This window comes from Methylotenera sp. 1P/1, from assembly GCF_000384355.1.
Lineage (GTDB): Bacteria > Pseudomonadota > Gammaproteobacteria > Burkholderiales > Methylophilaceae > Methylophilus.
The window spans coordinates 2,650,044-2,666,233 of the sequence record NZ_ARWC01000001.1 but is presented as its reverse complement, the minus strand read 5'-3'; the positions used below and the strand labels follow the sequence as shown (position 1 = coordinate 2,666,233).

Sequence of the window (16,190 nt, the reverse complement as noted above, 5' to 3'; positions counted from 1 at the left end):
GCGATCCATCAATCTTCTAAATATTCTTTTTCTTCCAGCTTACGGGCTTCATCTTCCAGCATCACTGGAATACCATCGCGCACCGGATACGCCAAGCGTGCTGCTTTTGAGATCAGTTCGCCTTTCGCCTTATCGTACACCAGTGGCCCTTTGGTCACTGGACATACCAAAATCTGAAGTAGTTTAGAATCCATTATGATTTCCTTTGTTGCATATGCGTTAATGTTGCAATGACTGCGGATGGCAATGACTGTGCATGTGTGGCAGTCACCTCTGCTGTCACTGGTAAATACCAAGCATCCGTCAGTGACAATGACTGGCATTTTACCGCGTCTTTCTCTGTCATGATGATGGTATGGGTTAAGACATCCACAAAGTCTTGTAGTTTAAATGGATGATGATCCGGAAACACTTTACGCTCAAATTTAAGTCCCAACGCGGTCAATGCGCTAAAAAAACGTTCAGGGTGACCAATGGCAGCAATCGCAGATATAGGCTTATCTTTAAACAATGTAGCGTGCTGTGTTTGCCCACCAGTGAGCGACTGAAACACATCACCATACACCTGCATATGATATTGCGGAGGCAAGTCCATCACAGCAATTGGCAGCGCCTGCTCACCACTATTTACTATATAGCTCACTGAGCTTAATCGCGAGACACATTCACGCAATGGGCCGGCCGGCAATAAGTATTGATTACCTAATGCCTGCGCATTTACCAGCACAATCTCGATATCTCGCTGCAAGCGTAAATGCTGCAAGCCGTCATCGCTGATAATGACATCACACTGCGGATAGGCTTGTAGCAAGGCCTGTCCCGCCGCCACACGATCTGGATTTACCCAGACTGGACAAGCAGTACGCTTCGCCATCAATACCGGCTCATCGCCTGTCATGTGTGGGGCGCTATCTGCAAATACCTGTCCGGTTTGACTGCCACCATAACCGCGACTAATAATCCCCGGCGTATAGCCAGCCAGTTTCAACTGTTCTGCCAGATAGATAACAAACGGCGTTTTACCAGTACCGCCGACCGTGATATTGCCCACCACAATGACTGGCACCGCTAAGCGACAAGAAGAAAGTATACGTACACGGTATAAAAAACGTCTAACCGTCGTGATGGCTAGAAACAGCCAAGACATTGGCACTAACAACAGATGCGCCAGACTTTTGGTTTGCCATTGCTGTTGAAACCACGCTTGCATAGCCATATCGTTAAGTATCGAACTCTTTGTGATAGAGCTTACTATAGTAGCCATTCTGTGCCAGCAGCGATTGATGCGAGCCAGACTCTACGATACGCCCATGGTCCATCACCAAAATCCTGTCTGCGTTCTCAATGGTACTTAAACGGTGTGCAATCACCAGCGTCGTGCGGCCTTGCATCAAGGTATCCAAAGCGGCTTGTACGTGCTGCTCAGATTCTCCATCAAGTGCGGAAGTAGCTTCGTCTAACAATAAGATAGGTGCGTTTTTAAGAATAGCGCGTGCAATGGCAATCCGCTGTTTTTGACCACCAGACAAACGTACACCGCGATCACCTACTTCATTTTGCAAGCCATCTGGCAACTGCTGAATAAAATCCCATGCATGCGCAGCTTTGGCTGCAGCAATCACATCAGCCTCCGTGGCGTTACGTAATACGCCATAAGCAATATTGTTAAATATAGTGTCATTAAACAAGACAATATCTTGGCTCACCAATGAATATTGCGTGCGTAAGTTTTTCAGCTCCAGTGCACGAATATCTACACCATCCAGCAATATCATGCCCTGCTGCAGCTCGTAAAAGCGCGGCAATAAATTCACTAGCGTGGTTTTGCCACTGCCAGAGCGCCCCACCAGTGCGACTTTCTCGCCCGGTTGAATGTTAAAACTCAAATTATCAATGGCCAGCCGTTTTGCGTTTTCATAGCGAATCGATACATGTTTAAATTCAATTTCGCCACGTGCACGCGCAATCTGCTTATCACCTTCATTGATTTCATGCGGGCTATCAATCAAATCGAATACACTTTGCGCTGCAGCCAAGCCAATTTGCAGGTCTTCATTGGCCGCTGCAATGTGCTTAATCGGCGCAATCATCATCAATAATGCACCCACAAATGCGGCAAACTCCCCTACCGTAAATTGTCCCATGGCGTAATACACCACCAACGTGAGCGCCAATGCCGATAATATTTCAATGACAAAGCTACTGAGGCCGGCAATACGCGTGGAGCGTAATTCAAAATGTGCATTTTTATTGACCACTGTGCTGAACCGCTCGATTTCATAAGGCTCCGCACCAAATATTTTGACAATGCGCTGCCCTGCAATCGCCTCTTCTGCACTTTTGGTAATCTCGCCCACGCCTTGCTGCACTCTCTTAGCGTTGGAACGCAGTTTAGGCGTCATTTTGCGTAAATAGAGCGCCATCAACGGGGTAACGGTGGCAAAGACTAAGGTTAAGCGCCAATCTAAGTAGAGCATATAGCCGACCAAACCAATGACGGTCAACACATCACGCACTACATTCAGAGCAGAACGTGTGGTCACACTGGATAGGCGCTCCACATCATAGGTCAGTTTTGAAACCAATAGTCCAGTTGAACTCGCATCAAAGAAGTTAACGGGCAATTGCATCAGCTTTTCAAAGGCTTGTACTCTAAGCTGCGCGACTACATTGCGCGCGACTACTTTTAAACTATAGACAGATGCAAAACCCGACAAGGCTCTGACAGTCATCAGGACAAACAACATGAGAGGCAACATCCATACTTGCTCGGTCGACTGCTTTACAAAGCCTTCATCCGTGACTTTTTTAATCAGTGCAAGAAATGCGGTATTGCTACCAGAGAGAATCACGGTAGTCACCACTGTGATTAAAAAATAGACTTTATACTGCCAAGCATAACGAAACAGTCGCAAATACAAGAGCTTTGCATTTGCGACTGGAATAATTGAATCTTGTTTACGTTTCTGACGCGACATGGTGATTAGGGATACTTCAATTCAATCGCAATGAAGCGATCCATACAAGATGGAAGGTTAAGAGCCAGAGTTCACCTGTGTTGCAAATGTGATATGGGTGAAGTTAGCCAAACGTGACGCTTCCATGACATTAATCACAGATTGATGCGTTGCTTTTGCATCCGCATTAATAATAATGGTGGGCTCTTTACCATCGCCTACTGCTTTGACCAGCGCACTAGAAATGACTTCTACGCTATCGCCATTTACAGCGGCGCCATTCACCACATAGTGCCCGCTGGCATCTACTTCCACTGTAATCGTCAATGGTTTTTCTTGCGGTGCGTTGGCTTCTGCTGTTGGTAAATTGATTTGCAGCTCACTGGTGCGCGAGAATGTTGCACTCACTACCAAGAAAATAATAATCACCAGCAACACATCAATGAGTGGCACCAGATTCATTTCTAAATCTTCGTGGCGTTTACCTCGTTGAAAATTCATGATTTTCCTCTTAATACTTTATATATTGAATAAATGCAGGATGTTGTGTGTTAACTAGGCACTTGAGCGCAGACAGTACAATTAGGTACGGCTGCGAAAGTAACAACGTTAGAACACAACAGGTACATTTATTTGCGATCACCGTGGATGATTTCCACTAGCTTAATCGCCTGTTGCTCCATACCCACCAGCAAGCCGTCTACTTTACCGCGATAGTAGCGGTAAGCAATCATGGCTGGCACCGCCACCACAATCCCGGCAGCCGTGTTATACAGCGCTACGGAAATCCCGCGTGCAAACTGCGCCACATCGTGACCACTGTTAGTAAAAGAGCCGAACAATTCCACCATACCGATCACAGTACCCAATAGACCTAGCAACGGGGCTACCGTGGCAATAGTGCCTAATGTACCTAAATAACGCTCCAACTTATGCGCCACAGCACGGCCGGTTTCTTCAATCGCCTCTTTAGTAATTTCGCGTGAGCTTTTTGCACTAGCCAAAGCACTGGCAAACACCTCACCCAATAAAGAATGGGCTTCTAATTTGGCTAAGGTTTCTCTAGTTACCCCGCCTTGGCCCAACCATTTTTGCACCTCTGGCAACAAATTACTGGGCGCAACCACCTCGCTACGCAGTGCCCAGGCACGCTCACCAATAATGGCAAGTGCAATGACTGAAGCGATAATAAGCGGCCAAATTGGCCATCCGGCAGCAACAATAATTTCCCACACAGTAAAAACTCCTTCATATAAAAACTAACGCTACTTTAGCGTTAAGTGTTGCTTTCAGCAAGTTTAAGTCAGCATTTCCTACGCATTACGGATAGCGATCGTGCCAATAACGCGGAAACACTTTGCGCCATGGTGTCACCGTCATGGGCTGATTGGCTTGAAAAGCAAACTGTACCGCGCCATCATGGTCGGATCGATAGATGTGTGCATCATGATTTAAATAGCGTTGCTCAATCACTGGTTTAGGGTGCCCAAACCGATTCAAGTAACCATTGGTCATCACCACATGCTGCGCGCCAACGGCTTCAATAAACGCTGGCGTGGAAGATGTTTTGCTACCATGATGCGGCACAATCAATACATCACTATTTAATCGTTCTGCTGCACTTTCTATGAGTGCAGACTCTGCGCCACGTTCAATATCGCCCGTCAATAATACCGCACCATATCGGCTGGTAATTTTAATCACACAACTTTTATCGTTATCTTTATGGGTGATGTTTTGTAGTTGTTCAATAGTGGGGTACAAGACTTCAAACCGTACCTGATCCCATTGCCAATGCTGGCCCGCATGACATGTGATTTTTTTCTGCTGGGGCCAAGTATCAAACGGTGGCTGTTGCAGCAAGCTTGCTTGCGGCGATAAAGAACTCAGTAGCCAAGCGGTAGGCACTTGACCTACTACAGAGGCAATGCCCCCAGAGTGATCCAAATCATCATGGGATAACGCTACCCCCGACAACTTACCCACCCCCTCTGCGCGTAAGAATGGAATAACAATGCGCATTCCCGCGTCAGACTGTGCATCGTAACGTGTGCCTGCGTCGTACAACATGGTGTGCTGCGCAGTTTGCACAAACACACTCAGCCCTTGCCCAACATCGAGCACGGTGACACGCAAATCACCTGCATGTAACCCATTGGCATGCGGAGAAAATAAGGGAAGCATACAAACTGTGCCTAACCAGCGCATGGGTACACCACGCGGGAGCAGCCACCATATCACGCCAAACATTGCCAGCAACAATGTCCATATGCTTGGTGCCGCCTGCTGCCAAGTCGCCAATGGCATGGCAGATAACCAGTTGAGTCCTGCCATCGTCACACTTAATATTGCGTGCGATAATTGCAAACTTAAATCTATCGGCAGCAAGCTACCCAAGATAGCTGCGGGCACCACAAGAAAACTAATCACGGGAATCGCAAATGCATTGGCAATCGGCGAAATGAGCGAGAACTGCCCAAACATCGCCACCAATAATGGCAATAAACCAAGGGTGACAACCCACTGCACTTTCACCGCTTCCATCAACCAATGTGGGCGCCCGATTCTGCCACCCATGGCATAAGCAATAACCGCCACGGCACCAAATGATAGCCAGAACCCCGCGGCATTGACGGCCCAAGGATCCATTACAACCACTACCAGCAACGCAATTGCCAGCATTTTTGGCATGTTAATCGGTCGATCTAACCACAGCATCACAGTCACCGTCATCAACATGTAAAGTGTACGCTGGGTTGGAATCGAAAAACCTGCGAGTGCTGCGTATAGCAGTGCCGCTATCATCCCCGCCACAGCAGCAGCTTTGCGGGCTGGCAAACGCAGTAGCAAACGCGTATATCGACGCCATAGCCAATAGGTCAGCGCAAATACCAATCCGGACAACATGGTGATATGCAGCCCGGAAATACTCATCAAATGATTGGTACCGGTACGCATATATATATCCCAGTCGGCACGTGAGATTTGACTGTCATCGCCAATCACCAATGCGCGTATGACACCAGCATAGGGTTTGTCTGCCAACACATCCGTAATGCGTGAGGCTACCTTTGCACGCGCATAATCCACCCAATAACGGGGATGATTTACCCTAGTGCTAAGTTTGCGCATATCGCTTTTGAGCCGCACCGCACCCGTGGCACGGATACGCTCGGATAGCGCCCATGCTTCAAAATCAAACCCGTGCGGATTGATGACGCCATGCGGGCGCTTGAGTCGCACTGTCCATTGCCAACGCTCACCAACGCTTGCTTGTGGAGTAGACTCTACTGATTTGGTAGTGGCTGTACGTGAAGGATAAGGTGGATAAATACTTAAAGAAATGCGCTTAGGGACTTGGGCTTGCGGCGTCAACACCTGCTCTACATCAAATACAAAACGCTGGCCATGTTCCGTATACTCGGGGAGCGAGGCTACTACGCCAATCAGCGTGATATTTTTCTGCTCCCAAGCACTGGGCAACGCATCAGCGAGTCGATAAGTAGCCAGTACACTGGCCCAAGTAAAGCCAAATAGCGCCGCAATGACAAACCAGTATCCACGTTTGCTTGCCGTGATTAGTCGTGGATACTTGGATATCCATAACCCATGACGACGCAGATACCAGCGAGCCCCAACATTGAGTGCCAACAACACACACCAAGCCAAGGTAAGTGGCAACGCGTGGGGCAAACTGGCCTGCTGTTGTAATGCCCAAGCGCCCAATACGACACCCAGCACAATCACCACCATAGTCTAAGCGTTTAAATCCTGTAACTTGCCATCGACCAATTGGTATTGTCGGTGTAGTTTGGCAGCCAATTGTAAGTCATGTGTCACCACAATCAAGCTTGTGTTCTGCGCTCGATTAATCTCTAACAGCAAATCAAACACCTGATGCGCAGTCACACGATCCAGATTGCCTGTTGGCTCATCGGCCAAAATACACTGTGGCTTACTGACCAATGCACGTGCCAATGCTGCGCGCTGACGCTCCCCACCGGAAAGCTCGCCCGGCATGTGCTCCATGCGATGTTGCAAACCGACACTGGTCAGCATCTCAGCCGCCTGCGCCATTGCCTGCGCACGTGACTCTCGACGGATGAGGAGCGGTAATGCGACGTTTTCCAGCGCAGTAAACTCGGGTAAAAGATGATGGAACTGATAGACAAAGCCTAGCGATTGATTACGCAATACACCTTTTTGTGTTTCATTTAAGCTAGAGAGCGCTTGACCCATCAGTTTGATATTGCCCGTAGTAGGCTGATCCAAACCACCCAATAAGTGTAACAGCGTGCTTTTACCAGAACCGGAAGCACCGACGATTGCAATCTGTTCACCAGCCGTTACTTGCAAATCAATACCATTGAGTACTGCCACATCGAGCCCTGTATAGGTTTTGGTCAGCGCTTCACATTGAATAATATTTTGCGGACTAGTATTACTCATAACGCAAGGCCTCAGCTGGGTTGATTCTGGATGCTTTATAGCTGGGGTACAGCGTGGCAAACAAACTTAATACAAAAGATAAAATCAAAATTGTCCAGACATCTGTCCACAATAGTTTTGAAGGTAAGTCGCTGATGTAATAGACATCTTTTGCCAAAAACTGCACTTTAAAAGTACGTTCGATGAAAGGCACAATGGTGTCAATATTCAGCGCGGTCAATACACCAAAGAAAGCCCCTGCCACGGTACCAATCATGCCAATCAGCGCGCCTTGAATCATGAATATTTTCATAATAGAGGCAGGGCTGGCGCCAAAGGTACGCATAATCGCAATGTCGGCGCGCTTGTCTGTCACAGCCATCACCAAGGTAGAGACAATATTGAACGCAGCTACGGCGACAATCAGCGCCAAAATGATAAACATCACCCGTTTTTCTAATTGAATCGCTTTAAAGAAATTGGCGTGCTGCTGCGTCCAATCGGTAATGTAATACGCGCCTTTGAGTTGCGTATTGAGGCGCGCGGTTTCCGCGGTTGCATCAAATAAATCATTCAGCTTTAAACGTACGCCTGATACTTGGTCATCCATACGGTACAGTTTTGCGGCATCCGCCATGTGTATCAGTGCCAAGCCGGCATCATATTCATACATGCCAATTTGAAAGATGCCCACCACCTTAAATTGTTTAATACGCGGCACCACCCCGGTTGGCGTAAACTGGCCTTGCGGAGCCAGCAATACGACTTTCTCGCCTACACTCACACCTAACAACATGGCAAGATCTGACCCAAGTACGATATTAAATTCACCTGCTTTTAAGTCCGTCAGTTGGCCCGATTTCATGTGCGTGGACAATGAAGAGACTTGCGCCTCTTCCGCTGGCAATATCCCCCTGACAATACTGCCCTGCACCGCTTGCCCGTAACTGAGCATGCCTTGCGCCATTACGTAGGGCGCGGCGGCCAATACGCGGGACTCACCATGTGGTGTGGCTGGCGTGACTTCCTTGGCAACAGTTTGCCAATCAGACAAGCGATTATTGAAGCCGGTGATTTCGATATGCGAGGCAACGCCCAGAATGCGATTTCTGAGCTCATCCTGAAATCCATTCATCACCGACAGCACCACAATCAATGCCCACACGCCTAGGGCAATGCCTATCATGCTGGTAAATGAAATAAAAGAAATAAAATGGTTTTTACGTTTTGCGCGGGTATAGCGCAGACCAACCAACAACTCAAATGGCAATGACTGTTTGAAATTTAACATGGGTAGCATCTTAACAGCTTTGTGCTGCCAATTTCCACCCATGCTAACGTGCTAATTAATGAATAGCCGCCACCGAGGCACGCACCCATTCTGTTTGCATTTCGATGGCAACACCTAGAACTAAAGTCTTTTCCTCGCCATTGATATCAATTTTAAATTGACGATGACGCTGGTATTCATTGATGGGAATAATGACGGATGATTTAGGTTGCGTATGATGCGGCGGTACCCACACACAGGCCACACGGTTAATCTCAATATCAGATTCATCGTGCTCTAAATAAAACCCTTTGGATAGCTCCACTTGCGTGTGATCCAGCTTAATCAATTGCATCGATAAGGAATGCAGACTAATGATTTGTAAGCCAGCACGATAGGCACCATTTTTCTGCCGTTTGATATGCTTAATTTCAGCCACCACATAACATGCTTTTTGTTGTGGATGCGCAAACCCAACCAGTTTGCCTGCCTCTACCCACGGGCTGGGCTCTCTACCTAAATCTACACCAAATCCAGTATCACTCACATCCATCAACACCCATTCGTCCAAACCCATCAGCAAGTGTTTGGTTTGTGTCAAATGCATTTGATCTAGGGTGGTGGCTTTAATATCAAAAATCGGCTGTTTATCTTGCACCGTCTCTTGCAGCTGAAATTTGCTGAGCTGTTTACAAATCTGTTCCAAACCGCTGGTCACCAGTAAGCGGCTGTTAGCTTTCTCGCGCGCAACAGCTCTGCGTTGACGTTTATAGTCATGCACGGACCAATCCTGGCTTAGCTTTTTAAACAGTTTGGTCATCGTCCGCATCGACGCATAACCGCGAATATCACTGTCCTGCCCAACCGCATTCGCGCCAATCGCTGCCAAGTGATCGGCAATCTTGGTGACCACCGCTTCCGTTCGCCAATAGCGATAATCGGCGGTACGGTCAAACGCGCGAATACGTTCCGCGCCTTTATCGTGATTCAAATTGACAAAATACTGATACTTTTCTCGCGCATAGGCTTTTTCAAACATCACCTGACGCACCCAATCGTTCAGTAGCCTAGAGACGATATGTATCTCCACAGCACTATAATTTTCCTTTTGTAAAGTACTCAGCATTAACCCATTCACCATCAACACGGCCATGTCTACCGGCTTTTTAACATCAGGGTATAACATCACGCGTTCATACAATATTGACGAATTCTCGGCATATTTGAATAAGTCGTGGATGGCCATCCAAGCGTCAGCAGGTGGCGGTTGATCATCAAAATAACGCCACATCATCATGCTAAATCCGGCGTTGTAAGTACGGCAGTAGAGTAAAGCTTTAATGGCAGCCTGCTCTAATAAAGATAAACGCGTAGACTGACTTAAGCTGATGACCCGAGAATACTCTAAAAATAAACGGCGGTAATAAGGGTAGACTACAGCATCAATCGCCAACCCCACATCACGATTATATAGCTTTACTTTCAATCGCTTAGCCGTTAATTGCTCTAAGCTATCTTGCATCCCTTCATCTAATTTAAGCAGGCATTTTAAGAAAGTCTCGGCCGAAATTTTTCCATTAGTGCTGAGCTCGGTCAGCACTTGCAGTGCTAGCTTGATGCGTTCAGAAGCAGACAATCCTTGAAACTGATGCAATATCGTTTCATGTAGTTGTGTGTTTTCATGCGATAACATCGCCTGAATTTTTTTTGCAATTGGTACGATCACGTTCATATCCATTTCCACTTATTACCACTTCATGTTTGTTTAAATGCAAAGTTTGTACCAACCAGAGGAGTGAGATGATCGCGATTGTTTTTACACAGAGGCCTACTTAATCGCACGCGCAACTGTTAAAATTCACACATGTTTACAGGAATCATTCAAAGCATCGGTCAAATTGAGCAAGCCACCCCAACCGGGGATGACGTAAAACTCAAGATTGATGCCAATCAATTAGGCTTAGAAGATGTTGCCATTGGCGACAGTATTGCAGTCAACGGCGTATGTTTGACGGCCACGGACATTCAAGCCCCTTATTTTTTTGCACATGTTTCAAAGGCCACACTCACGGTTACAGTAGGTCTGTCGCAGCCGCAATCCGTCAATTTAGAAAAAGCACTTCGCCTATCGGATCGACTGGGCGGACATCTGGTCAGTGGCCATGTAGATGGGATTGGCCAAGTGAAACGCTTTGAAGCCATAGGTGATTGCTGGTTGCTAGCAGTTCAGGCACCACATGCCATCTCAAAATATATTGCACAAAAAGGCTCTATTTGTATCAATGGTGTAAGCCTAACAGTGAATACGATTGAGCAAGACACATTTAGTGTTAACCTGATCCCCCATACGGTTGAACACACCACCTTGCAATACTTAACCATTGGCGACCCCGTCAATTTAGAAATCGACCAAATTGCCCGCTATGTAGAGCGTATGGCGGAATGGTCTACCCAATCAGCAGAGAATACGTAATGCCACAGCGCGACATCAGCCCTATTCAAGACATCATTGCAGACATCAAGCAAGGCAAAATGGTTATCCTTGTGGATGACGAGAACCGCGAAAACGAAGGCGACTTTGTGATTGCCGCTGAATTTGTCACTGCCGAGCACATTAACTTTATGGCCAAACATGGCCGCGGTTTAATTTGTTTAACCTTGTCCGAAGCCAGATGTCAGCAACTTAACCTGCCACCCATGGTGCAAAAGAACGATGCAAAACTGGGTACTAACTTTACGGTCTCGATAGAAGCCGCGGAAGGCGTCACGACCGGTATTTCTGCAGCCGATCGTGCAACCACGATCCAAGCGGCGGTAGCCAAACACGCCAATGCAAAAAGTGTAGTCAGCCCTGGCCATATTTTTCCATTAGCCGCCATGAACGGTGGTGTACTGGTGCGTGCCGGTCATACCGAAGCAGGATGTGACTTAGCTATGTTGGCTGGATGTGAGCCTGCCAGTGTCATTTGCGAGATTCTCAAGGACGATGGCGAAATGGCCCGTTTGCCAGATTTAGTGACGGTGGCTAAACAACATCAGATTAAAATTGGCACCATTGCTGACTTGATTCACTATCGTGCCGAAAATGAAAAACTGATTGAGCGTGCTGCCGAGCGCATGGTGCAAACCCCTTATGGCGCGATGAAATTGATTGCTTACCGCGACAAGATTGCCAAAGAGACGCATTTAACTCTGGTAAAGGGTGATCCAGCCAGCGCAGATGAAGTGCTGGTGCGCGTGCATGAGCCGCTCTCTCTGATTGATTTATTCGATAGCAGCAACCATTCGCACAGTTGGAATATTCTCAATGCTATGCAAACCATTGCGCTGGCTAAATGCGGCGTCATGGTACTCATTCATCACGATGAAAGCGGTCAGCAGCTGATTGAACGCATTCAGCATGCTGACCAGAAAATCCGTTACAACCAAGAGCTACGTACCTATGGCATAGGCTCACAGATTTTGCTGGATTTAGGCGTACGTAGAATGAAACTGATGGCCACGCCACGTAAAATGCCAAGCATGATGGGGTTTGGACTAGAAATTACAGGCTATCTAGAAGATCCATCCAGCACACAACCTAAGCAATAACACGTTGATTGGGTTGAATAAATGACTATTTTGACAGGGATAGTGTGATACAATGAAGCCATTGGAAAACATGAATCTTACAGGGCAGTTTCTGATTGCGATGCCAGCCATGCAAGACCCTTTCTTTTCCAAAACCGTCACCTTCATTTGCACACATAACGAAGACGGTGCCATGGGCGTAGTATTGAATCGCCCCATGCAAATCACGCTCGACCACCTATTTAATCAAATTGACATTCCTTGCGAGTACCCCACCATCTCAGATATTCCGGTGTTTTTTGGTGGTCCAGTGCAAACGGAGCGAGGCTTTGTATTGCACTCGCCCAGCATAGAATACAACTCCACCATGCAGATTAATGAGTCAGTTGCACTCACCACATCGAAAGACATTCTTGAATCCACCGCACAATCTGCTGGTCCGGACAAAATACTCATTGCATTAGGCTATGCCGGTTGGTCAGCCGGTCAACTGGAAGAAGAAATGAGCAAAAACGCGTGGCTTTCAGTCAGCGTGTCACAACCCAAAGCTTTTAACGATTTGATATTCAACCTGCCGTACGACGAAAAATTACCCATGGCCATGCGTCTGATTGGTGTGGATTTTGCCTCCTTATCCGAGGTAGCAGGACATGCATAATATGGAAAAACCGCTCAACCAAAGTCACCTACCGATACTAGAGCGCACTTACCCAAATATCGAAGGTACGATCATTGGTTTTGACTTTGGCGAAAAACGTATTGGTGTGGCTGTGGGAGAAACCATGCTCAAATTAGCGCATCCGCTGACGACCATCAGTGCAGAAGAAAATGCAGTTAAGTTTGCGCAGATTGAATCTCTTATTCAGGAATGGCGGCCACAGCTACTCGTTGTCGGCTTGCCTATGCACTTGGATGGCGAAGCGCATTTACTGACCCAGTTAGCCAAGAAATTTGCACAACGCCTTGAGGGGCGTTTTAATTTACCAGTGGTGATGGTAGATGAGCGCCTGAGTTCGGCAGAAGCAGCGCAATCACTCAGAGATTCCGGCATCTACGGCCAACAGCAAAAAGCAATGATAGACCAAGTGGCCGCGCAAACTATATTACAATCTTATTTTGACTCAATACCGACAAACGCCGTATGACCTTACCTGATCCCGAGTTACTCCTCCAAGACATCACTGCGCAGATCCAGCCTTTAATTCAAGCCAATACTGCGCTGGTTGGCATTCATAGTGGCGGTGTGTGGATGCTAGAGCGTATACGTACAAGCGTAGGCACCGAAATTCCGTTTGGCAAACTAGATGCTGCGATGTACCGCGACGACTATGCTAAACGTGGCCTGAAGTCTAAAAATCAACCTTCTTGGATTCCATTCGACGTCAACGATAAACATATCATTTTAATCGATGATATTTTCTATACTGGCCGCACCACACGTGCCGCCATGAATGAGTTGTTTGACTATGGGCGTCCTGCCAGCATTACACTGGCAGTGCTGATCAACCGTGGCGGTGCGCAATTGCCGATTGCCCCCCAAATCACTGGCGCGCAGATCCCATTAGAAGCACATCAAGCGTTTCAGCTATCGCTGGATACCTCGGGTAAATTCCATTTAAGTCTTGAAGACCATATAAGTAAAGACACACAAGACATGCAATCTAATCAATCTGCGCCATTGGATACGCCACATGCATAATCCGCAACTGAACTCAGAAGGCAAACTCAAACATTTGCTCAGTATAGAAGGCTTGCCCAAACGCATTCTGAACGAGATTCTAGACAGCGCAGAATCTTTTGTAGGCGTTGCCGAGCGCGAAGTCAAAAAAGTACCGTTATTGCGTGGTAAAACCGTGTGCAATATCTTCTTCGAGAACAGTACGCGTACACGCACTACCTTTGAAATCGCCGCCAAACGTTTATCGGCCGATGTGCTGAATCTCAACGTCAGTACCTCGTCTCAATCTAAAGGTGAAACGATTTTAGATACCGTGAACAATCTGATTGCCATGCATGCCGATATGTTTGTGGTGCGTCATAACCAAAGTGGCGCCGCCCATTTGATTGCGCAACATGTGCCTAGCCATATTAGCGTCATCAATGCCGGCGATGGTCGCCATGCACACCCAACGCAAGGCTTGTTAGATGTATTTACCATCCGCAAATACAAGCCAGACATGCACAACTTGCGAATTGCCATTGTGGGTGATGTGCTGCACTCACGCGTAGCGCGTAGTGAAATCCATGCGCTCACGACATTAGGCGTGCCAGAAGTGCGCGTGATTGCCCCAAAAACATTACTGCCTACCGATGTAGAAAAACTGGGCGTGCAAGTGTTCCATGATATGCGCGCAGGATTGAAAGATGTGGATGTTGTGATGATGTTAAGGCTACAAAATGAACGCATGACGGGGGCAATGTTACCCAGCACTCAAGAATATTTTAAAACGTATGGCCTCACCCAAGAAAAACTCAGTTTAGCCAGACCGGATGCCATTGTGATGCATCCCGGCCCGATGAACCGAGGCGTGGAAATTGATTCAGCAGTGGCAGATGGATTGCAGTCTGTCATCCTGCCGCAAGTGACTTATGGTATTGCGGTGCGTATGGCGGTCATGGCGATTTTGGCAGGCGGAGGGCAAGCATGAATATCTTGATTCAACATGGCCGCGTGATTGACCCAGCCAACCACATTGATGCCCAGCATGACCTGTATATAGCCGATGGGAAAATTGTAGCCATTGATCAGGCCCCCTCTGGGTTTAAGGCCAATCAAACCATTGATGCCAGCGGATTAGTTGTAGCGCCGGGCTTGGTGGATTTATCTGTGCGCTTACGCGAGCCCGGGTTTGAATATAAAGCAACGCTCAATAGTGAATTACAAGCAGCAGCGGCTGGCGGTGTCACCAGCTTGGCATGCCCGCCTGATACCGAACCTACGCTGGACGAACCCGGCTTGGTTGAAATGCTGAAATATCGCGCTAAAAAACTGAATCTTGCGCATGTGTATCCATTGGGCGCGCTCACCCGCCAATTAGAAGGCAAAACACTGACTGAAATGTGCGAGCTCACCGAAGCGGGCTGTGTAGGCTTTACCCAAGCCGATCATCCGATTATCGACACGCAAGTACTGTGGCGCGCATGTGAGTATGCAGCCACCTTTGGCTATACCCTATTTTTACGGGCGGAAGACCCCTACTTAGCCAAAGACGGCGTGGCACATGATGGTGAAGTCGCGAGCCGTTTAGGACTAAAAGGCATTCCCGCTGCCGCAGAAAGCTTAGCACTGGCTAGCTTACTGCGCATCGCACGTGAAACCGGCACACGGCTTCATATCCAACGTCTATCAACCGCAGAGGGCGTGGCGCTGGTACGTCAAGCCAAGCAACAGGGGCAAGCGGTCACGGCAGATGTCAGCACACAACATTTGCATTTAACCGAACTTGATATTGGATTTTTTAACACACAGACACATCTACGCCCGCCACTGCGTACCCAGCGTGACCAATATGCACTATGTGAAGGCCTAAAAGATGGCACCATTGATGCGATCTGCTCAGACCACAGCCCTGTGGATGACGATGCCAAGCTATTACCATTTGCCGAGGCAGAAACTGGTGCTTCTGCTGTTGAATTGCTCCTGCCGCTTACCCTGAAGTGGGCAAGCAATACGCAGCAAACGCTCAGCGATGCCATTGCGCGCATCACCATCATGCCTGCGACCATCATGGGTATCACTGCCGGCAGCCTAACGGTTGGGCAGTGCGCGGACGTGGTGATATTTAACCCCGATGAATACAGAAAAGTAGAAGCGCAGCACTTGAAAAGCCAAGGTAAAAACACACCTTTCTTAAACATGGAGCTGGCTGGCAAGGTGCATTACACGCTAGTCGAAGGGCTCATCACCTACTCAACATTGTAAATTTCGATAGTATTTAGACGCTAAAAGCGCCTCTTAAAAACGG

Annotated in this window: 16 protein-coding genes; 7 read left to right on the top strand and 9 right to left on the bottom strand. The window is 47.7% G+C overall.

Annotated features, from left to right (window positions below; translation table 11 throughout):
- Positions 1 to 8 precede the first annotated feature (8 nt).
- From A3Q3_RS0112950 to A3Q3_RS0112910, 9 genes are all read right to left on the bottom strand, one after another.
- Positions 9 to 194, bottom strand: a complete 186-nt coding sequence (locus A3Q3_RS0112950) for a Trm112 family protein (RefSeq protein WP_020184022.1) — start codon at positions 192 to 194, stop codon at positions 9 to 11.
- Positions 194 to 1,210 (bottom strand): tetraacyldisaccharide 4'-kinase, encoded by a 1,017-nt coding sequence (gene lpxK, locus A3Q3_RS0112945; RefSeq protein WP_051086486.1) that lies wholly within the window; start codon positions 1,208 to 1,210, stop codon positions 194 to 196. The genes A3Q3_RS0112950 and lpxK overlap by 1 nt, the downstream gene beginning before the upstream one ends.
- A 10-nt stretch (positions 1,211 to 1,220) precedes the next feature.
- Positions 1,221 to 2,978, bottom strand: a complete 1,758-nt coding sequence (msbA, locus tag A3Q3_RS0112940; protein ID WP_020184020.1) for a lipid A export permease/ATP-binding protein MsbA — start codon at positions 2,976 to 2,978, stop codon at positions 1,221 to 1,223.
- A 57-nt stretch (positions 2,979 to 3,035) separates the two neighbouring features.
- Positions 3,036 to 3,458, bottom strand: a complete 423-nt coding sequence (locus A3Q3_RS0112935; protein ID WP_020184019.1) for a biopolymer transporter ExbD — start codon at positions 3,456 to 3,458, stop codon at positions 3,036 to 3,038.
- A gap of 128 nt (positions 3,459 to 3,586) precedes the next feature.
- Positions 3,587 to 4,192, bottom strand: coding sequence for a MotA/TolQ/ExbB proton channel family protein (locus tag A3Q3_RS0112930; protein WP_020184018.1), 606 nt, complete (start codon positions 4,190 to 4,192; stop codon positions 3,587 to 3,589).
- Positions 4,193 to 4,277: 85 nt separating this feature from the next.
- A complete protein-coding gene (locus tag A3Q3_RS0112925; RefSeq protein ID WP_020184017.1) occupies positions 4,278 to 6,710 on the bottom strand; it encodes a DNA internalization-related competence protein ComEC/Rec2 in 2,433 nt (810 codons plus the stop codon).
- A 3-nt stretch (positions 6,711 to 6,713) separates the two neighbouring features.
- Positions 6,714 to 7,406 (bottom strand): lipoprotein-releasing ABC transporter ATP-binding protein LolD, encoded by a 693-nt coding sequence (lolD, locus tag A3Q3_RS0112920; RefSeq protein ID WP_020184016.1) that lies wholly within the window; start codon positions 7,404 to 7,406, stop codon positions 6,714 to 6,716.
- On the bottom strand, positions 7,399 to 8,676 hold the full coding sequence (locus tag A3Q3_RS0112915) for a lipoprotein-releasing ABC transporter permease subunit (RefSeq protein WP_155930865.1): 1,278 nt from the start codon (positions 8,674 to 8,676) through the stop codon (positions 7,399 to 7,401). Before A3Q3_RS0112915 ends, lolD begins: the two co-directional genes overlap by 8 nt.
- Positions 8,677 to 8,731: 55 nt before the next feature.
- The gene (locus A3Q3_RS0112910; RefSeq protein ID WP_020184014.1) at positions 8,732 to 10,387 is read right to left on the bottom strand and encodes a hypothetical protein; all 1,656 of its coding nucleotides are present in this window, start codon (positions 10,385 to 10,387) and stop codon (positions 8,732 to 8,734) included.
- A 132-nt stretch (positions 10,388 to 10,519) separates the two neighbouring features.
- Here A3Q3_RS0112910 and A3Q3_RS0112905 point away from each other — a divergent pair, with 132 nt between their 5' ends.
- The 7 genes from A3Q3_RS0112905 to A3Q3_RS0112875 are packed head-to-tail and all read left to right on the top strand — an operon-like array spanning position 10,520 to position 16,147.
- Positions 10,520 to 11,128, top strand: coding sequence for a riboflavin synthase (locus A3Q3_RS0112905; RefSeq protein WP_020184013.1), 609 nt, complete (start codon positions 10,520 to 10,522; stop codon positions 11,126 to 11,128).
- A complete protein-coding gene (gene ribBA, locus A3Q3_RS0112900) occupies positions 11,128 to 12,246 on the top strand; it encodes a bifunctional 3,4-dihydroxy-2-butanone-4-phosphate synthase/GTP cyclohydrolase II (RefSeq protein ID WP_020184012.1) in 1,119 nt (372 codons plus the stop codon). The genes A3Q3_RS0112905 and ribBA overlap by 1 nt, the downstream gene beginning before the upstream one ends.
- 52 nt (positions 12,247 to 12,298) lie before the next feature.
- Positions 12,299 to 12,883, top strand: coding sequence for a YqgE/AlgH family protein (locus A3Q3_RS0112895; protein ID WP_020184011.1), 585 nt, complete (start codon positions 12,299 to 12,301; stop codon positions 12,881 to 12,883).
- Positions 12,876 to 13,370, top strand: a complete 495-nt coding sequence (gene ruvX / locus A3Q3_RS0112890) for a Holliday junction resolvase RuvX (protein ID WP_020184010.1) — start codon at positions 12,876 to 12,878, stop codon at positions 13,368 to 13,370. The genes A3Q3_RS0112895 and ruvX overlap by 8 nt, the downstream gene beginning before the upstream one ends.
- Complete coding sequence (gene pyrR / locus A3Q3_RS0112885; protein WP_020184009.1) at positions 13,367 to 13,924, top strand: bifunctional pyr operon transcriptional regulator/uracil phosphoribosyltransferase PyrR; 558 nt, start codon at positions 13,367 to 13,369, stop codon at positions 13,922 to 13,924. The genes ruvX and pyrR overlap by 4 nt, the downstream gene beginning before the upstream one ends.
- Entirely contained in the window at positions 13,917 to 14,873 is a 957-nt protein-coding gene (locus A3Q3_RS0112880; RefSeq protein ID WP_020184008.1) for an aspartate carbamoyltransferase catalytic subunit, read from the top strand. Before pyrR ends, A3Q3_RS0112880 begins: the two co-directional genes overlap by 8 nt.
- The gene (locus A3Q3_RS0112875; protein ID WP_020184007.1) at positions 14,870 to 16,147 is read left to right on the top strand and encodes a dihydroorotase; all 1,278 of its coding nucleotides are present in this window, start codon (positions 14,870 to 14,872) and stop codon (positions 16,145 to 16,147) included. The genes A3Q3_RS0112880 and A3Q3_RS0112875 overlap by 4 nt, the downstream gene beginning before the upstream one ends.
- The last annotated feature ends 43 nt before the right edge of the window (positions 16,148 to 16,190 follow it).